This window comes from Flavobacterium pallidum, assembly GCF_003097535.1.
Taxonomy (GTDB): domain Bacteria; phylum Bacteroidota; class Bacteroidia; order Flavobacteriales; family Flavobacteriaceae; genus Flavobacterium; species Flavobacterium pallidum.
This window is the reverse complement of the sequence record NZ_CP029187.1, coordinates 582,714-608,994: the sequence shown is the minus strand read 5'-3', so window position 1 is coordinate 608,994 and position 26,281 is coordinate 582,714. Positions and strand designations below refer to the sequence as shown.

Sequence of the window (26,281 nt, the reverse complement as noted above, 5' to 3'; positions counted from 1 at the left end):
AAAATACCGATTTTGGAAATAATTCGTCGTTTTGGTCCGGATTTTTAGCCCTGATGGAAGCGGCATCCTTTTGCTTTTTTCTTTAAAAAGCAAAAGATATAGCGGACAGCGGGATTAGCTCCTGAAAACAAAATAAAAAAAGCGCCCCGAAGGACGCCTTGAAACTGTCTGAAGAACTAAAATAATCTTATATATTCAGTTAAGGTTATCCGTTTACAACTACCTGAGCTGCCACTTTACCTTTTCTTCCTTCTTCCTCTTCGTAAGATACTTTGTCTCCTTCGCGAAGCTCTTCCGCTTTGAGTCCTGAAGCATGAACGAAAATGTCTTTTCCTGTTTCATCATCTGTAATGAATCCGTAACCTTTAGATTCATTGAAAAATTTTACTGTACCTGTACGCATTGTGTAATAAAAAATAATTAATAAGGAACAAATGTACTATTTATAATGATATGATAATCAGCGAATGTTAAAAAAATTAAAAAAAAGTTAAAATTCGGAAAGCTTTACAATTCGGCCTTAAAAAAAGCCCCGATTTCACGGGGCTTGATTTGTTATTTTAAAGCGATGCTGAGTTCGTCCAGCTGCTTGCTGTCAATCGCCGACGGTGCATCGATCATCACGTCACGCCCGGAATTGTTTTTCGGGAAAGCGATGAAGTCGCGGATGGTTTCCTGCCCACCAAGGATGGCCACCAAACGGTCCAGTCCAAAAGCCAGTCCACCGTGTGGCGGTGCGCCAAACTGGAAGGCATCCATCAGGAACCCGAATTGATTTTTCGCTTCTTCTTCTGTAAAGCCTAAATATTTAAACATCAGTTGCTGTGTTGCCTTGTCGTGGATCCTGATCGAACCACCACCGATTTCATTTCCGTTCAATACCATATCGTAAGCATTGGCGCGTACTTTACCAGGATCGGTTTCAAGCAATGCCATGTCTTCGGGTTTTGGCGACGTGAACGGATGGTGCATTGCGTGCCAGCGGTTGCTCTCTTCATCTTTTTCCAATAATGGGAAATCTACAACCCAAAGAGGTGCGAAAACTTCAGGATTTCTAAGGCCTAATCTTGTGGCCAACTCCATACGCAAAGCGCTCATTTGTGTCCTGGTCTTATCAGTCGGGCCGGAAAGTACGAAAATCATGTCGCCGGGTTTGGCACCGGTGGCTTCCGCCCATTTTTTTAAATCTTCCTGGTCGTAGAATTTGTCTACGGATGATTTATAAGTGCCGTCTTCGTTGCATTTTACATATACCATGCCACTGGCTCCGATTTGCGGGCGCTTCACCCATTCGATCAATGCGTCGATTTCTTTTCGGGTGTATTCACCGCATTTTGGCGCTGCGATGGCGAGCACCAATTCAGCGGAATTGAACACGCCGAAATCCTTGTGTTGTGTCACGGCGTTGAGTTCCCCGAATTCCATCCCGAAACGGATGTCCGGTTTGTCGTTGCCGTAGGTTTTCATCGCGTGGTCGTAGGTCATGCGCGGGAATTTTTCGACTTCGATGCCTTTGAGTTCCTTTAATAAATGACGTGTCAATCCTTCGAAAACATTTAAAATATCTTCCTGTTCGACGAATGCCATTTCGCAGTCGATTTGGGTGAATTCCGGCTGGCGGTCTGCACGCAGATCCTCGTCACGGAAGCATTTTACGATCTGGAAATATTTGTCCATGCCGCCTACCATGAGCAATTGCTTGAAAGTTTGGGGCGATTGTGGCAAGGCGTAAAACTGTCCCGCATTCATGCGGCTCGGCACGACGAAATCGCGCGCGCCTTCCGGAGTGGACTTGATAAGGTAAGGTGTTTCCACTTCGCAGAAATCCTGGTCTGAAAGGAACTTGCGTACTTCCATTGCCACTTTATGACGGAACAAAAGCGCATTTTTCACCGGATTACGACGGATGTCGAGGTAACGGTATTTCATGCGGAGTTCCTCACCGCCATCGGTTTCGTCTTCAATGGTGAACGGGGGCAATAATGCAGCGTTTAATATGGTCAGTTCTGAAACTAAAATTTCGATATCGCCGGTGGCGATGTTTTTGTTTTTGGCTTCACGCTCAATCACGGTGCCTTTGGCCTGGATGACGAATTCGCGCCCGAGGGTTTTGGCCAATTCAAAAACGGCCTTGTCGGTACGGCTTTCATCAAATACCAATTGCGTGATGCCATAACGATCGCGCAAATCGACCCAGTTCATGAATCCTTTGTCGCGGGATTTCTGGACCCATCCGGCGAGGGTAACTTCGGTATTGATGTGCGAGGCGTTGAGTTCACCGCAATTGTGGCTTCTGTACATGTTTGAAAATTTAGATTGCAAAAGTAATGAAAAGTCGGAAAGTCAGAAAGTCGGAAAGTCAGAAAGATTCGAAGGTTTCGGGAAATCCATCTTGTGAACTTCTTTAGCGTGAGGGATGGAAGCGGCATCCTTTTATGGCTTCGGGATCTTTGATTTAGAAATGGAAAGTTCAAAAAGCCATAAAAGATAGAGCGGACAGCCCGACCCGCAGGGGCACGCACAAAATGTTAAAACGGTATTGAGTTTCAATTAAAAAACTATATTTGGGAGACAAAATATAAATGTTAACCTTATGAAAAAAATCAGCTTGCTTTTATTCCTGTTTGTTTGCGGTGTATATGCCCAGGATGTAAAGTTTACGGCCAAAATCGCCAACCGCAATTCTGATAAGCTTACGATATCAGGAGAAAAGAAGTTCAGGAAAGAAATCACTGTCGACAAGGACGGGGTTTTCAGTGCCACGTTTACGGCTCCGGCCGGCTTATATGAAATGACGGACGGGACAGAGTTTACCTCACTTTACCTCAAGCCGGGTTATGACCTGACCCTGACAATGGATGCGAAGCAATTCGATGAGTCGATCGTATATAAAGGTAAAGGGGAAATGGAAAACAATTTCCTTGCGAAGAAAACCCTGATGGAAGAGGAGATGCAAAACACCATGCAATCGGTAAAAAGCCAGGAAGAATTCAATAAGCTTGTGGCGGGACACCATGCTAAAGTAGCTGAGAATCTGAAAGCCAAAGGCCTCGATCCTGAATTTAAGGCGGCGATGGAAAAAGCCATGAAAGAAGAGACGGATGCCATTGCTGCACAGGCCGCGGAAGCTGCGGAGCAGGAAAAAATAAAGCAAAAACTAACGGGGAATGTTTCGCCGTCGTTTGATTTTGAAAACTTTAAAGGCGGGAAGACGAAGCTGGAGGATTTAAGGGGAAAGTATGTTTATATTGATGTTTGGGCAACATGGTGTGGCCCTTGCCGCCAGGAAATCCCGCATTTGCAGAAGGTTGAAGAAAAGTACCATGGTAAAAATATTGCATTCGTAAGTTTGTCGGTTGACGAGAAAAAGGATTACGAGAAATGGAAAAAAATGATTACTGATAAGACTTTGGGCGGTATCCAATTGATTGCGGACAACAACTGGAATTCAGATTTCGTAAGGGCTTACAACATCAATTCTATTCCGAGGTTCATTTTACTCGATCCACAGGGAAAAGTGATAGATGCTGATGCCGCAAGGCCTTCAGATCCTGCGCTTCAGGCACAATTGGATGGATTGCTGAAATAATTCCAAGCTACATAATTGAAAATGAGCCTGTATGAAAATGCAGGCTTTTTTATGCTCCAATGTTAAGTTTTCATGCAATGTTATCAAATTGTTAAGCGAAAGTTTTTTTAGTGTAAAGTAATTTCTATATTTGTTATGGAATTATTAATCATTTAACCCCGAAGCTATGAAAAAATTGATATTGACAGGAGCGCTACTGATTTCAGGAATGATCTTCGCACAACATAATGAACCGAAAAATGAAATTGTAGGGCAGATGGTGAAATCGACCTATTACTATGAAAACGGAAAAGTAAGCCAGGAAGGTTTTTACAAGGATGGAAAAGTCCATGGAAAATGGATTTCGTATGACGAAAACGGCAATAAAACCGCAATTGGTGAATATACAGACGGTGTAAAAACCGGCAAATGGTTTTTCTGGAACGACGGTGCCTTAAGCGAAGTCGATTATTCTGACAGCAGGGTAGCTTCGGTAAAGAACTGGAAACAGGAAGCTATTGTAAACAGGAATTAAGGAATTTTAAAGTTTTTACAAATAAAAAATCCCGTCTCGATCAAACGAGACGGGATTTTTTTCGTAGTTAACTATATAGTTAGCCTATAATTTTTTTAACGTCATCCAAATGGTTTTGGATCATAGGGAGGTATTTTTCTGCAAAGGTTTTGGTAGCCTTGTCGTCAAATTCGGTTGCCTTTTTAAAACGTTTTACATCGCGTTTATGGTCAATCTTAATCATGCGCAGGAATTTTTTGTCAAATTTATTTCCGCGCAGTTCCCCTAATTTTTGCAGTGCTTTACTTTTTTTCTCGCTGATAACGCCGGGAAGCGTGATGTTTTTTGATGCGGCCAGTTTTTGCAGTTCAGCATACAACATTTCCTGTTCTTTTACCATACGGTTTCCGTAATCCCGAATTTCCTGCGTGGTTCCGTATCCGGCGGCTAACCTTCCTTCTTCCTTATCCATGAGCCTGGCATTTGCCATTTGGATGATGAATATGGGAGCATCATCTGCAGGTTCTTGTTGCGCTTTTGAATAGTACGATAATAGTATTAAACTGAAGAGAAGTATTTTTTTCATAATGTAAGTTTTTGTAAAAGTACTTCGTCATCAGCAGCTGGATATTACAAAATTTTAACAAAAGACTTTGATTTTACAGGATTAAAAAAACCGTCCCAATAAAATCGGAACGGTTTCTTTTGTAAAACTGCTGGACTAAGGTTTCAAATCTTAAAGCGCAGCCGGTGTTATAATCTTAAAATCATTTACTCGGCAGCGAGTCTTTTCTTCTTACGGTCACGCAGCCAGTGTTTCGTGTTTTTCACGAGATAGAACATGACCGGAACCATGACCAGTGTCAAAACCGTGGCATAGGTCAATCCGAAGATAATCGTCCATGCCAATGGACCCCAGAAAATCACGTTGTCACCGCCGATAAACACGTGCGGATTCAAATCTGTAATCAACGAGAAGAAGTCAAAGTTCAATCCGATGGCCAATGGAATCAATCCCAAAACCGCAGTCAAAGCCGTCAGCAACACCGGACGGAGCCTTGATTTTCCGGATTCGATGATCACTTCTTTAATGTCTTCCATCGAAAGGTCGTCGTGTTCCTTCAGGCCTTTCACAGCAACTTTCTCGTCCAGCAGCAATACGAAGAAATCCATCAATACGATACCGTTCTTGACTACGATTCCCGCCAGCGATATGATTCCCATCATCGTCATCAGGATGACGAAATCCATGTTGGCAATGACATATCCGTAGAAAACCCCGCTGAAACTCAGCAATACCGTAAAGAGGATCACCACAGTTTTCGATACTGAATTAAACTGCAATACGATAATGATCATAATTCCGGATAAGGCCAGGAATAATGCATACAGCAGGAAACTCTGGTTTTTGCCTTGTTCTTCCTGTTCTCCGGAAAACGAATACGTGACGTTTTTAGGGAGTTGGTACGTTTCTAAGTTGGTTGCGATCTGTTTCGAAATCTCATCGGCGTTGTAACCGGTCAGTACGTTTGAATAAATCGTCATGATGCGCTTTTGGTTTTTGCGCTTGATCATGTTATACGTTTCGGTTTTCTTTGTAGACGACACTCCGGAGATCGGTACCTGTTGCATTTGCCCGGTCTGGTTGCGGAAGGTTAGCGATTGGTTGAACAATATGCTTTCATTCTTACGCTGGTCTTCCTGCATGCGCATCACGATGTTATAATCGTCGTCACCTTCCTTGTACGTTGAAATTTCCTGCCCGTATACAGAGCGGCGTAAGTTGTACCCCAGCTGCCCAGTTGAAACACCAAGGCTTCCCGCATTGACACGATCCACTTTTACTTCAAGCTCAGGACTTTCCTTATTGACATCGACCTGCAGGCGCTCAATACCCGGAATATTTTTCGAGTTGATAAAAGCGATCATCCTGTCGGCTTCCTTGAGCATTTGCTCGTAATCAAGGCCTGTCAGCTGCACACTGATCGGATAACCGGACGGCGGTCCGGCAGCATCTTTTTCTACAGTTACCGTGGCACCGGGAATCCCTTTGACTTTCGAGCGGATTTCCTCAAGGATGTCAGCCGTATTGATGCCACGCCTGAATTTGAACTCGCGGAAGTTTACCGTGACTTTCCCCTTATGCGGTGTCTCAGCCTGTGAACCGGCATCGACGTTCGCATTTCCGGCACCAACGCCTACCTGGGATACTACGGATTCGGCAAGGAAATTCTCTTTGGTTTTCGGGTCGACATACTTTTTCATGATGTTGATGACCTGTTTTTCTACGAATTCCGTAGCCTTGTTGGTCTTGCTGATGTCGGTTCCCTGCGGATATTCGATATACGCAATTACCTGGTTGGGAATATTATCGGGGAAGAACAATACCTTTCTCGGAAAAATACCCAAAAGCATGAACGAGAATATCAGCATACCGATAATGCCCAGCAATGCCAGCCATGCTGTCCTGCCGTGTAAGATGCGGGCCAGGAATCGTTTGTAGCGCTCTTCCATCCTTGGGAAGAAACTGTGCTGGAAATCCTGCGTCCACTTGTAAATGCGCAGTCGGTACAGCCACATGAACACAAACGCGATGATGGAAAGGTGCCCGATACCGCGCATCAGCTTAGAATCATTCAGGTTACCTAATACGACAAATATTATGGCTATGATCGTAAAGATGATCGAATATCTTTTGGCCGATTTTTTGGTCACATTCTTATCTTCAATATCCATCGAACCGCCGGTCATTGCAGCGTTGATGATCATCGCGACGAACAGCGATCCGGTAAGTGTTACCGTCAGCGTTATCGGGAAATACCTCATGAATTTACCCATAGTACCCGGCCATAAAAGGAAAGGCAGGAAGGCCATAAGGGTTGTTGCGGTGGATGAAATCACAGGCCATGCGATCTCACCGATACCGATTTTTGATGCCTCGTAACGGTTCATGCCTTTTTTCATGTTGGCAAAAACGTTGTCCACAACCACAATACCATCATCGACGAGCATTCCAAGTCCCATAACCAACCCGAACAATACCATCGTATTGAGCGTCAGGCCGGAAGCCGACAGGATTGTAAAGGCAATCATCATTGACAGCGGGATGGCAGCGCCCACAAACAACGAGTTGCGCAGTCCCATCGTAAACATCAGTACGATCATTACCAGGATGATCCCGAAAATGATGTGGTTCGACAATTCGTCTACCTGGTGTTCCACGCGTGACGACTGGTCATTAGTAAGGGTAATCTGTAAATCTGCCGGTAGGTACGTTTTCTTGGCTTTTTCCAGACGTTCTTTCACCTGGTCAATAGCCGAAATCATATTGGTATTCGAACGTTTCTTCACATTGAGCATGACTACTTCGTTCCCGCTTTCACGGGCATAGGTCGTTTTTTCCTCTTCCTTGAAACTCACTTTAGCGATATCCTTAAGGTATACTGTACCGCCATTCGATTTTACGATGACATTCTCCAACTCCATCGGATCCTTGATTTCCCCTACGATACGGATGTTGTTGCGCGAGCCCTGAGAAACGAGGTTTCCGGCGGAAAGTGTGGTATTCTCGCTCCTTACGGCATTCTGTATGTCGTCGAAAGTCACCTGCGCAGCGGTCATCTTGAAGATGTCTACGGCAATCTCGACTTCCTTTTCGTCCACGCCCAGGATCACCACGTCCTTCACTTCCGAGATTTCTTCTAAATCGTCTTCGATGAGTTTCCCGTAATCGTTCAGTTGTTGCGTCGTGTAATTTCCTTTGAGGTTGATGTTCAGGATCGGCACTTCTTCAGAAATATTGAGGTCGAAAACGCTGGGTTCGACTTTACTGCCGTTGTCCAGATTCGGCCAGTCGGTGTCAGATTTGACAAGGTCTACTTTGTCCTTGGTTTTTTCCTTCGCCTGCTCGGTTGTAATGTTGTCGTCAAATTCGACGATGATCATTCCGTAATCCTGTAAAGACGATGACGTAATCTTGTTTACGCCGCTGATGTTCTTGATTTCTTTTTCCAATGGCTTCACCACCAGTTTCTCTACATCCTCTGCCGAGTTGCCTGGGAATACCGAAGAAATGTAAATCTTGTTTTCGATGACTTCAGGGAAATCCTCACGTGGCATCGTGATGTAGGCAATAATACCGGTAATGGTGATCAGTATCGTGAAAATATATACCGTCACGCGATTGTCTACTGCCCAGCTGGAAATGCTGAATTCGTGTTTTTTATGACTCATGATTTTAGTTATTAGTTGAGGCTTATTTACAGTTTACTGTGCGTAGCATGTTCACTGTAAACAGCTGCGTGTTTTAGAAATTGAGTTTCATTCCCTCAGAAATGGTATTCGCGCCTTCCGTCACGATGATGTCCTCGGCATTGAGTCCACTTAAGATTTCTGTTACATTTCCTGCAGACTGGCCGGTTTTAACAATGGTTTTCTTTGCAGTGCCTGTTTTTCCGTTACTGTTTGTAACCACGAAAACGAACTGGTTTTTCTGGCCGTCTTCCTGGATCACATTGGTAGGCACGACCATCGCTTTTTTATTTGTATAATCGATGATCTTAAGTTTGGCCACCTGGTTCGGGCGCAGTAAGTTTTCCGGATTCGGGATATTTACCTCGATGCCAAAACTCCTGTTTTCAGGATTGATGCTGCTTGCTACCTGGCGTACTTTACCTGCGTAGGTTTTTCCAATCGAATTGATTTCCACATCTACCGTCGTGCCCACTTTCACTTTGCCTACATAACTTTCCGGCACCATAGTGGAAACGTACAGGTTGCCCAGGTTTACAATACGCATCAGGCCTTTCTGGCTCGGAGCGACCACTTCGCCTCTTTCTACAAAAACCTCGTCGATGGTTCCTGAAAATGGCGCTTTAATTAGTGTTTTTGACAATTGCGCTTTAACCTGGTTGACCATTTTCTCGGCGCTGATCATTTGCGTCTGCGCTTGGAGGTACTGGATTTCAGAACCGATTTTCTGGTCCCAAAGGCGTTTTTGCCTTTCGAATGTCGTTTTTGCCAGTTCATATTGTGTTTGCAATTGCGCGACCTGTTGTCCGATTCCGGCATCGTCAACCCTTCCAAGTACCTGCCCTTTGGAAACATGCTGGCCTGCTTTGGCGTTGAGCGTCACCAAAGTCCCTGACATTTCAGGCTGAATGGTCACGTTTTGCTGGGTGTCTACATTTCCCTGTATTTCAAGGTAATGCGTGAACGTGGTGTCTTTTACGGTTGTTACCGAAACAAGTACTTCTTCTGGTTTTGCTTCCGGTTTAGGTGCCGTTTTCGGGTCTTCCTTTTTGCCACAGGCAAATATTGCCAATGATGCTGCGGATATTAAAATTATTTTTCTCATGTGATTCATGTTAGTGGTTTATTTTTTGTTGTTGATGATTTTTTCCAAAGCGGCCCTTTTGTTGATGACATCGATCATCGATTGCAAATAACTTTGCTGTGCAGTGTACAGCTGGCGTTGTGCGTCGCTGAAATCAAAACTGGTCGACAAACCTTCCGTAAATTTGATCTGCTGCTTGTTTTCAATCCGTTCGGCAAGTTTCAGGTTGGATTTTGAAGTGTTGAATTCCTCTACGGCAAAGTCATATTCGCTTTTCGCGCTTTCATAGGCCAGCTTCAGCTTTTGTTCCGTTTCGGTCAATTGGGTGTTGGCCTGTTCAAGCCTGATTTTTGCCTGCGCCGTACGTGCACTTCTTGCGCCGCTACTGAAGATTGGTACATTCAGGCTTACGCCGAGATTGGAATAGTTCAGCCATTTCTGGTCCTTCTGGAAAAATTCAAACTGGTCGTTGAAAGCATTGTAGCCGAAATTCAGGTTTGCTGATAATGTCGGCAACGCCTTGCTGCGCTCAAGTTTGTATTCGAGTTTACGCTGTTCGGTGAAATTCTGCGCAATCTTGTAATCGATATTTTCATTGACATTGAATCCGGTTTGCGTAAGTGCAAAATCAAGATTCTGCAACGTCAGGCTGTCGAGTTTATCAGTCAGCGTCAATTCATCATTGATGTCCAAACCGAGGTTTATTTTGAGCATTTTATAAGCGATATCACGAAGCCTTACCGCATTGTTCAGGCTGCTGTTCACGGTGGTGAGCGTAATCTGCAATTGCTCCACATTTTCTTCCTCAATCAGCCCGTTCTTAAAAGTTTCCTGTGTATCGCCAAGGATTTTCTGAAGAATGCTTTTGTTTTTCTCAAGGATGGCAATGCTTTCTTCTGCCAAAAGCACGTTGCCGTAAGCATTAATTACCATTTCGCGCACTTCATTGTCGGTTTTCACTTTGGCATTCTGGTAATACTGAAGATACGTTTTTGACGCCTGCAATGCCACGATATAAGAGCCGTCGAAGATCAACTGGCTTAATGTCGCACGTCCCGTCATGGTGTGCTTCGTCCCGAAAGCCACTTCGATGAATTCGCCCGGATTCCCTCCGAAGAATTCTGCAGGAACAATGGATTTCTGCAATTCAAAATTGTACTGGTAATCGACGCCCGCATTGATTTGTGGCAAACCTGCTGCGGTAGTTTCCCATTTTTTCTTTTTGGCGATGTCGATATCGCGTCCCGAATTGATTACAGTGTAATTGTGTTCCAAAGCGTGGCTGACCGCCTGTTCAAGGCTGAAGGAAAATTTTTCCGGCTGTTTTTCCTGCGCCGTCATCCCAATGGCCAGTAACAGGAAAGTGATTAAAGTGATTTTTCTCATTGATGGTTAATTATTTAGGTGTAAGTGTTTTTCTAATTCGGCGATGCCTTTATCTGTAGCGATGGCACGGGTATGGTATTCCAAAGCAGATAATTCCAGGACCAGAGCATCTTTTTCCAGAATGGTATTTTCATTAATGCTGAAGATCAGCGCGTAATAAAATTTCACAATATGCTCTACCGGAATATCTTCCCGATAATAGCCCTGTTCAATCCCTTTTACGATATTATGCCTGATAAAACCGCTGCATTCCTCTAATTGGAAAGCCATTACTTTGTGATAAATTTCAGGATAATGCTTGCGCAATTGATAAAGCGGCGATGTATGTGCAGATTGGAACAATCCCTTAAACATCTCCCTGATTTCGAAATTTTCACAAACCGGGTTGTGGTTTTGTGAAAAAATTGCTTCCATGGCCAACTTGATCTGTTCCTGTACCATTTGCGTGGTTGCCTCGATCAGGAGTTCCTTATTTTCAAAATATTTGTAGATGGTTTTTTTCGAAATCCCCATGTCAGTGGCGATATCATCCATCGTAATGCTCTTAAAGCCAAGCTTGAGGAACAAATCGGCGGCACGCTCTATGATTTTAATTTTCGGATTTTCCACTGTTAAAATTTTTGGCAAAATTAACACGGAAACTTTGAAAACAAAAATAGTTTCCAAAGTATTTACATTTTTTTAACATTTGATAATCCCGTGTAATTTGATATCCCGTGTGAATGCAGTACTTTAGCGGAAATTTTATTTTTCATGCACTCCATTCCACAGTATCAGGAATTTATAGAATCCTATATCGAAAACCAGCATATCCTGAAAGCGCCACGAAACCTTTATGAACCGGTGCATTACATTATAAATTTAGGAGGTAAGAGGATGCGTCCATTGCTCACGCTGATGTCGGCTGAGGTCTTTAATGCAGATTATAAGAAAGCACTTCCTGCGGCACTGGCGGTCGAAATGTTCCACAATTTCTCTTTGGTGCATGATGACATTATGGATGATGCGCCGCTGCGTCGCGGCCATGAAACAGTGCATGAAAAGTGGAATACGAATGCCGCAATCCTCTCCGGTGATGCGATGCTGATTTTGGCTTATCAATATTTTGAGCAATACGAACCGGCAGTATTTCGGGATCTGGCGAAATTGTTCAGTAAAACCGCCATTGAAGTCTGTGAAGGGCAGCAGCTGGATGTTGATTTCGAAACCCGCGAAGATGTTACGATTCCGGAATACCTGAGGATGATAGAATACAAGACCGCCGTTTTAGTCGGTGCGGCAATGAAAATGGGTGCTATTATTGCCGAAACGTCAAAAGAGAATTGTGATTTGATTTACGATTTCGGACTGAATTTGGGCCTTGCGTTCCAATTGCAGGATGATTATCTGGATGCTTTCGGCGATCCGGAAACCTTCGGGAAGCAGGTGGGAGGCGATATCATCGAAAACAAGAAAACCTACCTTTACCTCAAGGCGATGGCGTTTTCTAATGAAACCGAAACACAGCAACTGCTGCATTTGTATTCGATTCATCCTGCCGACAATTCGGACAAGATTGATTCCGTGAAAAGGATTTTCGAGCAATCCGGCGCTTCCGCAGCGACACGTGACGCTATTGAAACGTATACTTTAAAAGCCTTCGATACTTTGTCAAAAATGGAAATCGAAGCTGATAAAAAAGTGATGCTTGAGGCTTTCGGAAAAAAGCTGATGCAGCGTAATGTTTAAATGGAAAGCATGTACGTAGCACCGATCAACCCCGAAGCCCTGCTTACTGAAGCACAAAACGAGAATCTGTACCTGAAGCTTATCGAGCAGCTCAATAAGGATTTCAACCTCGCCAATGAAGCGGTCGATTTCCCGATGAGTACCCCTCCTGAAGAACTGAAAATCCAGTTGCACGAAAAAATTTACCGGCTGATCCAATACAAATTTGCAGAATACCTAAACCTACTATACATCATCGATGTCAATGAAAGCGAGATCAAAAAGCTCGATGGTTCCGACATTTCCGAACTCGCCGGGCAGGTTTCCTTTCTGGTATTGAAAAGGGAATGGCAAAAAGTTTGGTTCAGGAACAGGTTTTGATTTTGTCTAAAGTCACAGCGTTTCTTAAAAATACACCCTCACAAACGGCATAAATGGATCAGAATACACACTCTTATCACGCTCGAAAAGCACATTGTACCGTACGCCAATGGTAACATCGCCGGTATTGTAACCCGCGCCTAAATAAAGTGCCGAATTCCAGAAATTACGGGTAATATCCGGAGCACTTGGAAATGTAAAGGTTGAATTGACGCGCACTTCCTCGAGTTCTGCAGAAAGCTGTACCGCTTCAAACGGGTTGAATAAACCAATAAGGCTTCCGCCATAAATCCACGATTTGTAATTATTCAGGTCGCTGTCTGCATAGTTGCCTTTCACTTTTACGAAGCTGCCCTGCACACCTACACCAAGCCCGAAATAATCGTTAAACTCATAAAGCGCGCCGGGAGCCACAGACACATCAGTATAATCACTTCCGAAACTCGCCCCGAAGCCTCCGCCAAAACGGATATGGCTCCAGAAATCACCCTCTTTTGAGGCATTATCCTGAGCGTAAATTCCGAATGTTGAAGATGCAAAAAGCATGATAAGGATATACTTTGGAATATTCTCAAAACAAGCAGTTTTCATAGCCTTTTTTATGATAAGTTTAAGGTATAAATGTAGAAAATAATTATTAGTTTGTCTTAATTATTGTACTTTTGCAAAACATTTTTAACAACCCGCACATTCTACATCAAATCATGGATAGGTTTTCCTTTTTAAATGCAGCCCATACTGAATTTTTTGCCGATTTATACGAACAATATTTAGAAAATCCTGACAGCGTCGAGCCAAGCTGGAGGAGCTTTTTACAAGGCTTTGATTTCGGGATTACCACATACAATGATGATTATCCTTCAGCTGCTCCCCAGCAAATGGCGGCCGCAGCTGCTGAGCAGGATTTCAGCCAGGTTTCTGAAAAACTCCAGAAAGAATTTAACGTATTAAAATTAATTGATGCTTATCGCACGCGCGGCCATTTATTCACCAAAACCAATCCGGTGCGGGAAAGAAGGGTTTGGGCGCCAACGCTTGATATTACTAATTTCGGATTGACAGATGCCGACCTCAATACGGTTTTCGACGCGGCTAAAGCAATGAAGCTGGAGCCCTGTACGCTGAATGAAATCCTTAGCCATCTTAAGAAAATTTATTGTGAATCGATCGGAGTGGAATACATGTACATCCGTAAGCCTGAAGTGATCCAGTGGATTCAGGATAAAATCGGATACAATGACAACATTCCGAAATTCAATACGGAACAAAAACAACACATCCTTGAAAAATTAAATGAGGCAGTTTCTTTTGAAAACTTCCTGCATACAAAATACGTCGGGCAAAAACGTTTCTCGCTTGAAGGTGGCGAATCCATCATTCCCGGGCTTGATGCACTGATTGAAGCCGCTGCCGAAAAAGGCGTAGAGCAATTCGTCATGGGAATGGCGCACCGTGGGCGTTTGAACGTGTTGGCCAATATCTTCGGAAAATCAACACAGGATATTTTCTCTGAATTCGACGGAAAAGATTATGATGATGATGCGCTTTTCGATGGTGACGTAAAATACCACCTTGGGCTGACTTCCGACAGGAAAACCAAATCTGGAAAAAGCATCAACATCAACCTCGCGCCGAATCCATCGCACCTGGAAACGGTGGGTGCCGTAATCGAAGGAATTACCCGTGCCAAACAGGACCGTTATTTCCCGGATGATTTCTCCAAAGTCCTCCCGATTGCGCTTCATGGTGATGCCGCCGTTGCCGGACAGGGAATCGTTTACGAAATTGTACAGATGGCACAGCTTGACGGTTATAAGACTGGGGGTACAATCCATATCGTAATCAACAACCAGGTTGGATTCACGACAAACTATCTTGATGCCCGTTCATCAACATACTGTACCGATATTGCCAAAGTCACTTTGTCGCCGGTATTGCACGTCAATGCAGATGATACTGAAGCGGTGGTACATGCGATGTTATTCGCTTTGGAATACCGTATGCAATTCGGAAGCGACGTGTTCATTGATTTATTAGGCTACAGGAAATACGGCCACAACGAAGGTGACGAACCACGTTTTACACAGCCGAAATTATACAAAATCATCGCCAAACATAAGAATCCGCGCGACATTTATGCCGAAAGATTATTGGCGGAAGGCGTGATTGACAGCAATTTTGTAAAAGGCCTTGAAGATGCTTATAAAGCGAAACTCGAGGAAAACCTTGAAGCGTCACGTAAAAAAGACCTCACGATCATTACGCCGTTCATGCAAAATGAATGGCAGGGTTTCAAACAGGCAGACCAGGCAGAAATGCTTCAGAATACCGATACGACTTTTTCAAAAGAAACGTTGACCGGAATCGCAAAAGTGATCACCGAATTGCCATCGGATAAGAAATTCATCAGCAAGATCCAAAAGCTGATCAATGACCGCAAGACCATGTATTTCGAAACCGACAAGCTCGACTGGGCGATGGCGGAATTGCTGGCTTACGGAAGTTTACTGACCGAAGGTTACGATGTGCGTATCTCAGGACAGGATGTGGAAAGAGGAACTTTCTCACACCGTCATGCTGTGGTAAAGGTTGAAGATTCTGAAGAAGAAGTGATTTTATTGCAAAACCTTCCGAACGCAAAAGGGAAATTCCATATCTATAACTCATTGCTTTCAGAATATGGCGTGGTCGGATTTGATTATGGATACGCTCTCGCAAGCCCGAAAACACTGACCATCTGGGAAGCACAGTTCGGTGATTTCTCGAATGGGGCACAGATTATGCTCGACCAGTATATTTCCGCAGCAGAAGACAAATGGAACAACCAGAATGGTTTGGTGATGCTATTGCCACACGGCTATGAAGGGCAGGGTGCGGAACACTCGTCAGCAAGGATGGAACGTTATTTACAGATGTGCGCGAACGAAAATATGTTCGTTGCCGATTGTACGACTCCGGCCAATTTCTACCATTTGTTGAGAAGGCAGATGAAAACGACCTACCGTAAACCATTAATCGTATTCACCCCGAAAAGTTTATTGCGCCATCCGCTGGTAGTATCTACCGCCGATGAATTCGCAAACGGAACGTTCCGCGAAACGCTTGATGATACGAGCGTAAATAAGAATGACGTGAAAACACTCGTGTTCTGTACCGGTAAATTCTATTATGATTTACTGGCGGAAAGGGAAGCCAATGGCCGCAAAGATGTCGCTTTGGTGCGTATCGAGCAGCTTTTCCCGTTACCGGTGGATCAGTTGAAGGAAATTATCGCGTCTTATCCGAATGCCGATGATTATGTCTGGGCACAGGAAGAGCCGCGGAATATGGGCGCTTACAGTTATATGCTGATGAATTTCAATGAAGTGAAACTGCGTGTTGCTTCACTGAAAGCCTACAGCGCGCCGGCTGCCGGTAGTTATGCCCGTTCTAAAAAACGACATGCCGCAGCGATCGCGATGGTTTTTGATAAAAATTTATTTAATTAGGAGCTTTTTCCCGCTTTCCGTTGCAAATGCTTCAGCATTCAGCGAACTCTTACTGAAAATAAGAGTTAAGTGAGCTAATCTTTTTAACTTTGCTTCGCGCCGTTTAAAAAGGATTTCCACTTCAATCGGGGCTAGGGCATGTACAAAATACAATATTACAACACCAAATAAAATTATAGACCATGATTTTAGAAATGAAAGTCCCGTCTCCGGGAGAATCGATCACCGAAGTTGAAATCGCAACCTGGCTTGTAAAAGACGGCGATTATGTTGAAAAAGACCAGGCCATCGCCGAAGTAGATTCAGACAAAGCAACGCTGGAACTTCCTGCTGAAGCCGCCGGAATCATCACTTTAAAAGCCGAAGAAGGCGACGCCGTAAAAGTAGGTCAGGTAGTCTGCCTGATTGATACTGATGCAGCAAAGCCAGCAGGTGGGGCAGAAGCACCAAAAGCGGAAGTGAAAGCAGAGACACCTAAAGCGGAACCGAAAAATGAAGAGGCTCCAAAGGCAGCTCCTGCTCCCGCTGCAACATATGCTACAGGAACGCCTTCACCGGCTGCGAAAAAAATATTAGACGAGAAAAATATTGATCCTTCATCTCTTTCCGGAACAGGAAAAGGCGGCAGGATTACCAAAGACGATGCGGTAAATGCTACACCTTCAATGGGAACGCCAACAGGTGGAAACCGAGGTTCAGAGCGTACAAAACTGTCTATGTTACGTCGTAAAGTAGCGGAAAGACTGGTTTCGGCTAAAAATGAAACCGCGATGTTAACGACGTTCAACGAAGTCAACATGACGCCAATCAACAAGATCCGTAATGAATATAAAGATTCATTTAAGGCCAAACATGGTGGATTAAGCCTTGGATTTATGTCTTTCTTTACCAAAGCGGTCACAAGGGCATTGCAACTGTATCCCGATGTGAACTCGATGATTGACGGCGATCAGAAAATCTCCTATAATTTCTGCGATATTTCCGTAGCAGTTTCCGGTCCGAAAGGCTTGATGGTTCCTGTAGTAAGGAATGCCGAAAACCTGACTTTCCGCGGCGTTGAAGCGGAAATCAAAAGGCTTGCCATCAAAGCACGTGACGGGCAAATCACTGTAGACGATATGACCGGCGGAACATTCACCATTTCTAACGGCGGTGTTTTCGGAAGTATGCTTTCCACGCCGATCATCAACCCGCCACAATCAGGGATCCTTGGAATGCATAACATTATCGAGCGCCCGATTGCGGTTGACGGAAAAGTGGAAATCCACCCGATGATGTACGTGGCGCTTTCTTATGACCACAGGATTATCGACGGCCGCGAATCTGTTGGTTTCCTTGTAGCAGTAAAAGAAGGTTTGGAAAATCCTGCTGAATTGCTGATGGACAACAACCCGAAAAAGGCTTTGGAACTTTAAAACCGGTTTAGATAAAAAAAAATCCCGCTCAAAAGGCGGGATTTTTTTTGCAACTTCCAGGCTATTGATATGTGACTTCGAACATGCCTTCGGTAACATTGAGATTTACCTGATTTTCCGCGTTTGTCGTAAGCTTCCCCGAAAAAGTTCCCGTTACGTGGCCGTGCGTACTTACGGTCGCGTTGCTTTGGAATGCACCGGCAAGTTCAGTATAGGTAAGCCCTCCGAAAGTGTAGGAAATCGATTCCAGTGTCGAATCACCTTCATTGATATTCAGCACAATATTTTCAATGCCGGATATGCCGCCGAAAGTGATCCATTTTTCTCCATTCCCGTTATCAATACTGTGGGATTGAATGCTGAATGATTTTTTCTGCCCGTTGATAGTGAGTTGCACTATCCCGTTGGTTGATGAATTTTTGCCGTCATCGCCATCACATGATGAAACGAACAGGGCACAGATTGTGATCAGGGAAATCAGAATTTTTTTCATAATAAGTGTTCTTTTAATTGGACATTATATTTAATTGGTTTACAATCCGCCGCAGCCGGTAAAATCCCGTACTGCAGTAAATCTGATGTAAAGAAAAGGGTTTCCTAAATCAGGAAACCCCTTAAATGAGTAATTACGGATGTTCAGTTAGCAATCGATGGCATCCACTTAGAAAGTGGCATTACGCCTTGGTCTATTCTTTTACAATAGTCAGCGTTTTTGTTGTATCCGGAACCAACAGAAACTTCATCTATCGTAAGCTGTGCCAAGCTGAAATGTATATTAAAATGCCTGTATGAGCGTGTCAAGTTGTGTGGCTTTGATGCCTACAAAAAATGCCCGTCTTAAGGCGGGCATTGTTGTTTTGGCTTGCTATTTTACTGTTTTATGATCCGTATGGTTTTTTCCGCTTCCGCAGAAATGACCCTGACCAGGTAAACGCCGGTTTCCAAACCGGAAACATCCATGCTTCCCGAAACGGCATCGATTTTTTGCCCGAGAACTTTCTGTCCCAAAAGGTTATAAATGCCTACTTCCTGGATTGTTTTCGTTCCATTAATAGTCAGTTCGTCTTTCACCGGATTTGGATATAAAGACAACATATTTCCTTCAATATCATCCACTGAAAGCGGCGCAGTAAATTCCGTCTCAAAAGTATTGGTTACGATTGCCGGATTGAAATCAAAATAGATTTCAGCGGCGTTTGGAATAATATCGCCTATTGCGTAACCCGGTTTCGGCTTGACCTGGAATATAATATAGCCTTTGCCTGTATCTGTATTTTCAACCGACGGCGGAAGATTGATTCCGTCAAAACGCCATTCCAGATTATTATCGACCCTGTCCAGGATATAATGATGGCTCGAAGCAATCATGCTGACAGAAGTTTCGTCCAGTTTTTCATCCAGCATATCGGCCACACGGATTTTAAATGCATTTGCCGTTCCGGTATTTTCAAACCGGATGGTATATGTAAGATAGTCGTCTGCAGTAAAACCGGCATGGACAATCTTCCCGCCATGGCTTTCCGATTTATCGTTCGGGTCATAGGAACCCACGATGGTACGAACAGCGGAGTGTGTATTGTTTGCCATTGTAATTTCCGTTTCCGGGATTGCGATATTGGCTGTAGAGGTAAGCTGGTCGCCCAGGCTTACAGTCGGGATTGGTGGTACCAGCATATATACGGCCATAAACCTCGTTTCACCGGGCATGAGGTTGATAAAATCATACGTAAACCCTGTCGGTGTGATGACTGCCCCCGGAGTACTTACCGAAGAAACCGTTAAAACAGGATCTGCATAGAAATTTATCGTTCCAGAGGCCACGGGCATAGTTCCTCGGTTGTGATAATAAATTCCGTTATGGTATACGAGGCCGGGTCTTGGTATTGAAGGTGACACATGGATGCTTACATCCGTGCAGGGAGCGTAGGTAACAGGAAAATTATAAGTTATGATCCCGGATCCTGTGGCTACATTAATATTTGGGTAAGAATTGGCAGAGACATATTCGCAATTATTCGAAGGGTTTGCTGTAAAAGAAGCACTGTAAACGTTCGAAGGATTGGATTCATAAACGGTATGAAAGCCAAAATCGGGATATAAATGATGGACTACGCCATTATTATTCATCTCAACATTGAAAATGCCGTAATCATAATTTAACTCCCCACTATCCTGAATGCCATTATTGTTATCGTCCAGGAATGCATTTAATCTGAAACCATCCCCTATGTTCAATGCCGTATTTGTAAAAGCCTTTGAATAATCCGATGCACCGCCTTGCGTCCAGCCTGATAATGCCCACCAATTGAATGTGTGTCCTGAGTTTATATCTGCCTGTGTAAGGAGTAAATATCCTGTAATTTCATTATTTGTAACTCCGGCCGGAATAGTAACAAATGTAGGACCTGTAAATATAGTGTCCTGATCTTCATCATAAACACTCGCTGTCATATCACAAGCAGTAACATTGGTTATGGAAAGTTGGTAAAATACAGCATCCCCGATATTGATTATGCCATCATTATTAGTGTCTTGGTATGTCCCAGTGTAGTTATAAGTAAAAATAGTCCCGTTATAGGACCCTATATAATCACTACTTTTTTCAGCAGAAGTACATCCTGAGGCATTCGTAACTGAAAAATAATAAAGGCCTCCTGATAAGTTGCTTATCACAGTAGAACTTCCGGAGCCGGTATAGACAACGTCCGGTGTTCCGTTGCGTCTTTGTTTAATACTCCAGGGACCCGCGGGTAAATTGCCCAGTGTAACACCAACTGTATCGGAACAATTGTTTATCGGATTTACCGTAAGGCTGGGCGTTGGCTGATTGCAGACACTTATCGTGACTGTTGCGCTATCACAATTATTTGGATTCCCGATTTCACAAATCCTATAGGTTAATGTATAGGTCCCGACGGGTGCATTGTACACATTCACACGCCCGGTGCCCGGCATAATGTATACCGCACTGCTTGTAGATGAAAGCTGGGTGATGGCTACGTTGCTCAGACTCGCTTCGCTCCCATTGAAGGTATCATTAGTATGAACATAAAAATGGGAACCTCCCGGATAATAACTGTTTAAGTTATCAACCACATCATCATTCGCAACAATCTGTGCTGAAACCGAAAAGCTCCAAAGCAGCACAAAAAAGGAAATCAAAAAGGCGTAATTTTTTTTCATAATGGGTAAGGTTAGGTTCATTTCACTGTAACACGGCAGTATTGCCCATCGTAAAATAATCCATTTCCCGTAAATAAAAACCAACACAATGAGAAAATGCCGGCATTCAATGATCAATTGAAGCCTTCGGTCGAGGAATTGAAATTATTTCCAGGATTATTCCTTGATGATTTTTATTGTCTTTACCGCTTCCGCAGATTTTACGCTGACGATGTACATACCGCTTTCCAATCCCGAAAGATCCATTTTGCTGTTTACAGCATTTGGTTTTACAGTCAGTACCTTTTGTCCGGTAATGTTGATGATATTGATCTCGCTGATATTTTCCACAGCAATTACATTGAGGCTGTCTTTTACCGGATTCGGGTAAAACGATAATGCATTGGTATCGATATCGCCTACATGCAGCGTGGAAACGAATTCAGTCATAAATACATTCGTCACAACAGCAGGATTAAAGTCGAAATAAATATTTGCGCCATTAGGAATTATATCACCGATGGCATAACCCGGCTTTGGCTTGATTTTGTATACGATATACCCATGCCCGATTTGCGTATCTTCTTCAGAAGGCGGCAACTGTACATCCGTAAAATTCCAAACCAGGTTCTTTCCTGTGCGCTCCAGCGTGTAATCATCGCTGGCATCAATCATTTCAATTGTTGTTTCATCCAATTGCTCATCAAGCTCATTTTCCACACGGATGTTTTCTGCATTGGCGGTCCCGGTGTTTTCAAAACGGATGGTGTAAGTCAGGTAATCATCGGCTGTAAAATCAGCATGGACGACCTTTTCACCATGAGATTCCGTAATGTCATTCGGGTCATAAGAACCTACTACAGGCTGGGTAAGCAGGGCATCATTATTATTGGATAAAGCATCATTGCTGACAAAAATACTTCCTCCATTCGTAAGCAAATCACCTAAAGCAACATTCGGGATTACAGGAACCTGCATGCTGATATCATAGATGTAACGTGTTTCAAAAGGCGCAAGATCCGTAAAATTATACGTAAATCCATTTGTAGCCATAACAATTCCCGGTTGTGACACTGAAGTGATGCTCAAATTATTGTCACGGACAAAAAGCACTGTTCCGGAAACGGTTTGTGCCGAATTGTTGCGGTATGAAATCATATTATGATAAATGAATCCCGGACGCGGCAATGAAGTCGGGATAAGCTGCACGCTCACATCAGTAAAAACAGATGCATTGATGGCAAATTTGAATTCGGATACGCCCGTTTCGCTTATCGTGACATTTTCGTAAGCAGGTGTGGTAACCGTATAATATGCTGTAAACCCATCATTTACGGTGTAGCTGAGGTCATACGTATTCGATGGATTGGCTTCATATATTACATATTGCCCCACCGATGATACGATATCGTGTACCATGCCGTCGTTGTTGATTTCATAATGGAACACACCTGATTTGAATGTGGTTTCGGCACCGTCCTGAACGCCATTGCCGTTGTTATCAATAAATGCCGACATCAATATGCCGTTTTCAGGCACGACCAGTACCGTGACAATCGCAGTACCGAATCCGTTTGGGTCGTTAAGCGTATAGATAAAGCTGTCTGTTCCTGCAAAACCGTTTTCTGGAGTGTAGGTAATCGTATCGTCCGAGACCTCAGGCGTATTGTTGTTGTTAATGGCGGTTGTCCCGTGTTGTCCCATTCCGACGCTCATTCCTGTTAATTCAGCAAACACATTGTACTGGTCATTCGCCAGGACATCAATTGTGACAAGCGTATTCACCGGTGTGGTTACCTGGTCATTAGCGGGGATAGGACCTGGCTCTCCAGTAGTGTCGGGAACGATCAGTAACGTTACAGTTGCAGTAGAAGAATCACCGTTTGAAGAAGTAATAGTATAGGTAAAAATATCAACGCCATTATAATTTGGCGCTGGGGAATAGGTTATAAAATCGTCCGATGAATCACCCGGCGTGCCATTGTCCTGTACCGATACCGTACCACCCTGAGCAGTCGTATCAGGGAAGGCGGGATTTGTAACGATAGGGAAATCCCCAAAACCGAACGGCCCGAACGAATCGTTTGCCAAGACTGGGATGGTCACTTCAGAATCTTCCGTTGTAGTAGCAGCATCATTTACAGCAGTAATAATATCAGCCGTTGGGATCACCTGTAAAGTTGTAGTTGCAGTACTTGATTGTCCGTCAGCATCAGATATTGTATAAGTAAAAGAATCAGTACCAGTAAAGGCCTCATTCGGAGTATAAGTAATCGTGTCATCGGCAGGGTTCTGAGGCGTGCCATTATCATTAACAACAGCAATCCCATTCGAAGGTTGTGAACCTATAACAATCGCAGTTGTGGAAGCCCCGTCACCTCCGAAAGTGTCATTAGCCAATATGGCTAAAATTACAGCGGTATTCATGCTGGTGCTTGCAGTGTCATCCATAGCCAGCGGCATGTCGTTATTAACATCATCCGGACTGATGACAAGGGTTACAGTCGTAGTGGAAGTATTTCCGATGCTATCGGAAATGGTATAGGTGAAACTATCAATGCCATTAAAATCTGCATTTGGGATGTAATCCACAAGGTCATCTGTAGGATCATCCGGGGTACCGTTTTCATTCACAAATGCGATGCCGTTCTGAGGGTAAGAAGATATTGATATGGCAGAAGATGAAGGCCCGGCAGCACCAAACCAGTCATTCGCCAATACATTAACGGTAACCGTAGTATCTTCTGATAAGGTTGCATTGTCATTTGAAGCGAATGGCGGCTCGTCCGAACCATCAGTTACAATGACGATGGTCACAGTGCCGGATGCCGAGTGCCCTTCGGCATCAGTAATCGTATACACAAATGTATCAGCCCCGAAAAACGAAGGGTTTGGCGTATACGTCACAGTATCGTCGGTTGGGTCATTCGGTGTGGCATTGGTATTGATAATGGCATTTCCGTTTGCAGGTAGCGTCGTAATGCTAAAGCTTGCAGGACCGGCAGTACCAAATGTGTCATTGATCAATACATCAATCACCACAGCAGTATCGTTCGATGTAGTTACGGTATCATCTGAAGCCAATGGCGGGTCATAAGGCACGCCATCTTCCGTAATGGTAATCATTACAGTGCCTGTGGCTTCCGTGCCGTTGAAATCTGTAATGGTATACTGGAAAGCATCTGTGCCATAATAACTGGCATTCGGCGTGTAGGTTACCGTATCATCCGCTGGGTCGTCCGGCGTGCCGTTTTGGTTGATTACAGCAATTCCGTTAAGCGGTTGTCCGGCAATAATCAGGCTTCCAGGCCCGGCATTACCGAAAGTATCATTTGCCAAAACAGGAATTGTAATGCTATTGTCCTCAAGAGTAGTAGCCATGTCGTTTACAGCCACAGGGTTGTTCTCAATACCGTTGGCTGTAATGGTAATGTGTACCGTTGCCAGCGAAGTCTCCATATTCGTATCACTGATCTGGTAAACAAAGGAATCGGTCCCGTTATAATCCGGATTTGGCGTATAAGTCAGATAATCATCCGTCATGTCATTAGGCGTGCCACCATCGTGCACGACAACTGTTCCATGCGCCGGTTGCGTTGCGACAAGCAGGGTTTCCAAGGCCAATCCACTGCTGGTGTCATCATTGAAAAGCACATAAATGTCTATTCCGGTATCCTGGCTTGTAGAAACATTGTCATCATTTGCAAGGACTGCAGGCGGATTTACAATATTTACTGCTGGAAAAACCGCAGCTGTCGCAGAAAGGCCTGTAAATAAAATAACCGATAAGGTAACGAAGTAGTGTTTTTTCATAAGGATGATTTTAAGCATCAAATATATTAAAACACAGGTAAAGAGCATATTAAGTTTTGTGGACGGATGTCTACAGAAAATGTCTTTTTAAAAGGATATAAATGCTGTAATACGTAAGAAATAACAAAAAAAAACCAGCCCGAAAGCTGGTCTATATTGTCAGGATTTATTTGCGCTTCGTAGCTCAGTTACTCAGCCACGCGCAAAACAAAATAATTCTTCTTGCCTTTTTGTAACAACACAAACGTATTGTTGATCAGATCTTTGGGCGTGAGCAGGAAATTTTCGGCTACCTTTTCCCGGTTTACGGAGATGGAATTTTCCGCCAACGCACGCCTCGCTTCGCCATTCGATTTCATAAAGCCTGATTTCTCATTCAGCAGCAGGACGATATCGATACCATTCTCAATGTCAGATTTTGAAATTTCCGCCTGTGGTACGCCGTCAAAAACTTCCAGGAAAGTAGCTGCGTCCAATCGCTTCAGGTCTTCGGCATTCGAATTCCCGAAAAGGATGTTCGAGGCCTGTTTCGCTTTGTCCAAATCTGCTTCAGAATGCACAAAAACCGTAATCTCATCCGCAAGGCGCTTCTGTAAAACACGCAAATGGGGCGCGGTTTTATGCTCTTCAACCAGCGCATCGATGATTTCTTTATCCAGAAAGGTAAAAATCTTAATGTATTTTTCGGCATCCTCGTCAGTCACATTCACCCAAAACTGGTAAAATTTATACACTGAAGTCTTATCCGCGTCCAGCCAGATGTTTCCGCCTTCCGACTTTCCGAATTTCGAACCGTCTGATTTTGTGATCAAAGGGGTCGTCAACGCAAATGCTTTTGCTTCCGCATTCGGGTTCATCCTGCGTACCAGCTCGGTTCCTGTGGTAATATTTCCCCATTGGTCGGAGCCGCCCATCTGCAGGATGCAATTGTAATGCTTGTGCAAATGGTAAAAATCGTAACCCTGGATCAATTGATAAGTGAATTCTGTAAACGACATCCCTTCGCCTTCGCCGGAAAGCCTTTTCTTGACTGAATCCTTTGCCATCATATAATTGACGGTAATCCTTTTCCCGACTTCCCGCGCGAAATCAATAAACGAAAAGTCTTTCATCCAGTCGTAATTGTTGACCATAATCGGTGCATTCGCCTCTTTGGAATCAAAATCAAGAAAGCGTGAAAGTACATTCTTGATGCCTTGTACATTTTTATTCAATTGCTCCTCATTGAGCAGGTTACGTTCATCGGATTTCCCCGACGGATCGCCAATCATGCCCGTAGCGCCGCCTACCAAAGCAATCGGCTTGTGCCCGAAACGCTTCAGGTGCGTGAGTAAAATAATCTGTACCATACTCCCAATGTGCAAAGAATCTGCCGTGGGATCAAACCCGATATAGGCCGTCACCGGCTCCTTTAAAAGTTGTTCTTCGGTTCCCGGCATGCTGTCATGGTACAATCCCCTCCAGCGTAATTCTTCGACTAAATTGTTCATCTGCTATTAAAAATTTCGGCAA

The 26,281-nt window shown here is 43.9% G+C and carries 18 protein-coding genes; 6 read left to right on the top strand and 12 right to left on the bottom strand.

Going from position 1 to position 26,281, the window contains the following annotated elements:
* Positions 1-205: 205 nt before the first annotated feature.
* The gene (locus tag HYN49_RS02425; RefSeq protein WP_108902633.1) at positions 206-403 is read right to left on the bottom strand and encodes a cold-shock protein; all 198 of its coding nucleotides are present in this window, start codon (positions 401-403) and stop codon (positions 206-208) included.
* Between the two features lie 152 nt (positions 404-555).
* Positions 556-2,301, bottom strand: coding sequence for an aspartate--tRNA ligase (gene aspS / locus HYN49_RS02420; protein WP_108902632.1), 1,746 nt, complete (start codon positions 2,299-2,301; stop codon positions 556-558).
* A gap of 292 nt (positions 2,302-2,593) precedes the next feature.
* On the opposite strand from aspS, the gene HYN49_RS02415 reads away from it, so the two are divergent.
* Complete coding sequence (locus tag HYN49_RS02415) at positions 2,594-3,589, top strand: TlpA family protein disulfide reductase (protein ID WP_108902631.1); 996 nt, start codon at positions 2,594-2,596, stop codon at positions 3,587-3,589.
* Positions 3,590-3,755: 166 nt separating this feature from the next.
* Positions 3,756-4,103 (top strand): toxin-antitoxin system YwqK family antitoxin, encoded by a 348-nt coding sequence (locus HYN49_RS02410; protein WP_108902630.1) that lies wholly within the window; start codon positions 3,756-3,758, stop codon positions 4,101-4,103.
* A 79-nt stretch (positions 4,104-4,182) separates the two neighbouring features.
* Here the strand turns inward: HYN49_RS02410 and HYN49_RS02405 are convergent, their stop codons facing one another.
* The 5 genes from HYN49_RS02405 to HYN49_RS02385 form a co-directional block, all read right to left on the bottom strand.
* Positions 4,183-4,668 carry a DUF4142 domain-containing protein gene (locus tag HYN49_RS02405; RefSeq protein WP_108902629.1) on the bottom strand — a complete coding sequence of 162 codons (486 nt, stop codon included), beginning with the start codon at positions 4,666-4,668 and terminating at the stop codon, positions 4,183-4,185.
* A gap of 185 nt (positions 4,669-4,853) precedes the next feature.
* A complete protein-coding gene (locus HYN49_RS02400; protein ID WP_108902628.1) occupies positions 4,854-8,315 on the bottom strand; it encodes an efflux RND transporter permease subunit in 3,462 nt (1,153 codons plus the stop codon).
* Positions 8,316-8,388: 73 nt separating this feature from the next.
* Entirely contained in the window at positions 8,389-9,438 is a 1,050-nt protein-coding gene (locus HYN49_RS02395) for an efflux RND transporter periplasmic adaptor subunit (RefSeq protein WP_108904920.1), read from the bottom strand.
* An 18-nt stretch (positions 9,439-9,456) separates the two neighbouring features.
* Complete coding sequence (locus HYN49_RS02390) at positions 9,457-10,803, bottom strand: TolC family protein (protein WP_108902627.1); 1,347 nt, start codon at positions 10,801-10,803, stop codon at positions 9,457-9,459.
* Positions 10,804-10,809: 6 nt separating this feature from the next.
* Positions 10,810-11,412: a TetR/AcrR family transcriptional regulator gene (locus tag HYN49_RS02385; RefSeq protein ID WP_108904919.1), complete on the bottom strand. Its 603-nt coding sequence runs from the start codon at positions 11,410-11,412 to the stop codon at positions 10,810-10,812.
* A gap of 144 nt (positions 11,413-11,556) precedes the next feature.
* Between HYN49_RS02385 and HYN49_RS02380 the strand changes: the two genes are divergently transcribed.
* Together HYN49_RS02380 and HYN49_RS02375 are read left to right on the top strand one after the other, a co-directional pair.
* Positions 11,557-12,531 (top strand): polyprenyl synthetase family protein, encoded by a 975-nt coding sequence (locus HYN49_RS02380; RefSeq protein ID WP_108902626.1) that lies wholly within the window; start codon positions 11,557-11,559, stop codon positions 12,529-12,531.
* 9 nt (positions 12,532-12,540) lie between these two features.
* The gene (locus tag HYN49_RS02375) at positions 12,541-12,891 is read left to right on the top strand and encodes a hypothetical protein (protein WP_108904918.1); all 351 of its coding nucleotides are present in this window, start codon (positions 12,541-12,543) and stop codon (positions 12,889-12,891) included.
* A gap of 24 nt (positions 12,892-12,915) precedes the next feature.
* On the opposite strand, the gene HYN49_RS02370 is transcribed toward HYN49_RS02375, so the two are convergent.
* Positions 12,916-13,482 (bottom strand): hypothetical protein, encoded by a 567-nt coding sequence (locus tag HYN49_RS02370; RefSeq protein WP_108902625.1) that lies wholly within the window; start codon positions 13,480-13,482, stop codon positions 12,916-12,918.
* Positions 13,483-13,595: 113 nt separating this feature from the next.
* Here HYN49_RS02370 and HYN49_RS02365 point away from each other — a divergent pair, with 113 nt between their 5' ends.
* On the top strand, positions 13,596-16,379 hold the full coding sequence (locus tag HYN49_RS02365) for a 2-oxoglutarate dehydrogenase E1 component (RefSeq protein ID WP_108902624.1): 2,784 nt from the start codon (positions 13,596-13,598) through the stop codon (positions 16,377-16,379).
* Between the two features lie 182 nt (positions 16,380-16,561).
* Complete coding sequence (gene odhB, locus HYN49_RS02360) at positions 16,562-17,794, top strand: 2-oxoglutarate dehydrogenase complex dihydrolipoyllysine-residue succinyltransferase (RefSeq protein WP_108902623.1); 1,233 nt, start codon at positions 16,562-16,564, stop codon at positions 17,792-17,794.
* 61 nt (positions 17,795-17,855) lie between these two features.
* Here odhB and HYN49_RS02355 read toward each other — a convergent pair whose 3' ends face one another.
* The 4 genes from HYN49_RS02355 to tyrS form a co-directional block, all read right to left on the bottom strand.
* Positions 17,856-18,287 carry a hypothetical protein gene (locus tag HYN49_RS02355; protein WP_108902622.1) on the bottom strand — a complete coding sequence of 144 codons (432 nt, stop codon included), beginning with the start codon at positions 18,285-18,287 and terminating at the stop codon, positions 17,856-17,858.
* Between the two features lie 377 nt (positions 18,288-18,664).
* Entirely contained in the window at positions 18,665-20,977 is a 2,313-nt protein-coding gene (locus HYN49_RS02350) for a T9SS type A sorting domain-containing protein (protein ID WP_181368994.1), read from the bottom strand.
* A 156-nt stretch (positions 20,978-21,133) separates the two neighbouring features.
* Positions 21,134-24,769: an Ig-like domain-containing protein gene (locus tag HYN49_RS02345; protein ID WP_181368993.1), complete on the bottom strand. Its 3,636-nt coding sequence runs from the start codon at positions 24,767-24,769 to the stop codon at positions 21,134-21,136.
* 188 nt (positions 24,770-24,957) lie between these two features.
* On the bottom strand, positions 24,958-26,259 hold the full coding sequence (gene tyrS, locus HYN49_RS02340; protein ID WP_108902619.1) for a tyrosine--tRNA ligase: 1,302 nt from the start codon (positions 26,257-26,259) through the stop codon (positions 24,958-24,960).
* Between the last annotated feature and the right edge of the window lie 22 nt (positions 26,260-26,281).

What these genes read in the sequence shown, in the direction of transcription:
- HYN49_RS02425 (WP_108902633.1), bottom strand. Translation starts at nt 403, where the DNA reads ATGCGTACAGGTACAGTAAAATTTTTCAATGAATCTAAAGGTTACGGA.
- aspS (WP_108902632.1), bottom strand. Translation starts at nt 2,301, where the DNA reads ATGTACAGAAGCCACAATTGCGGTGAACTCAACGCCTCGCACATCAAT.
- HYN49_RS02415 (WP_108902631.1), top strand. Translation starts at nt 2,594, where the DNA reads ATGAAAAAAATCAGCTTGCTTTTATTCCTGTTTGTTTGCGGTGTATAT.
- HYN49_RS02410 (WP_108902630.1), top strand. Translation starts at nt 3,756, where the DNA reads ATGAAAAAATTGATATTGACAGGAGCGCTACTGATTTCAGGAATGATC.
- HYN49_RS02405 (WP_108902629.1), bottom strand. Translation starts at nt 4,668, where the DNA reads ATGAAAAAAATACTTCTCTTCAGTTTAATACTATTATCGTACTATTCA.
- HYN49_RS02400 (WP_108902628.1), bottom strand. Translation starts at nt 8,315, where the DNA reads ATGAGTCATAAAAAACACGAATTCAGCATTTCCAGCTGGGCAGTAGAC.
- HYN49_RS02395 (WP_108904920.1), bottom strand. Translation starts at nt 9,438, where the DNA reads ATGAGAAAAATAATTTTAATATCCGCAGCATCATTGGCAATATTTGCC.
- HYN49_RS02390 (WP_108902627.1), bottom strand. Translation starts at nt 10,803, where the DNA reads ATGAGAAAAATCACTTTAATCACTTTCCTGTTACTGGCCATTGGGATG.
- HYN49_RS02380 (WP_108902626.1), top strand. Translation starts at nt 11,557, where the DNA reads ATGCACTCCATTCCACAGTATCAGGAATTTATAGAATCCTATATCGAA.
- HYN49_RS02375 (WP_108904918.1), top strand. Translation starts at nt 12,541, where the DNA reads ATGTACGTAGCACCGATCAACCCCGAAGCCCTGCTTACTGAAGCACAA.
- HYN49_RS02370 (WP_108902625.1), bottom strand. Translation starts at nt 13,482, where the DNA reads ATGAAAACTGCTTGTTTTGAGAATATTCCAAAGTATATCCTTATCATG.
- HYN49_RS02365 (WP_108902624.1), top strand. Translation starts at nt 13,596, where the DNA reads ATGGATAGGTTTTCCTTTTTAAATGCAGCCCATACTGAATTTTTTGCC.
- odhB (WP_108902623.1), top strand. Translation starts at nt 16,562, where the DNA reads ATGATTTTAGAAATGAAAGTCCCGTCTCCGGGAGAATCGATCACCGAA.
- HYN49_RS02355 (WP_108902622.1), bottom strand. Translation starts at nt 18,287, where the DNA reads ATGAAAAAAATTCTGATTTCCCTGATCACAATCTGTGCCCTGTTCGTT.
- HYN49_RS02350 (WP_181368994.1), bottom strand. Translation starts at nt 20,977, where the DNA reads ATGAAAAAAAATTACGCCTTTTTGATTTCCTTTTTTGTGCTGCTTTGG.
- HYN49_RS02345 (WP_181368993.1), bottom strand. Translation starts at nt 24,769, where the DNA reads ATGAAAAAACACTACTTCGTTACCTTATCGGTTATTTTATTTACAGGC.
- tyrS (WP_108902619.1), bottom strand. Translation starts at nt 26,259, where the DNA reads ATGAACAATTTAGTCGAAGAATTACGCTGGAGGGGATTGTACCATGAC.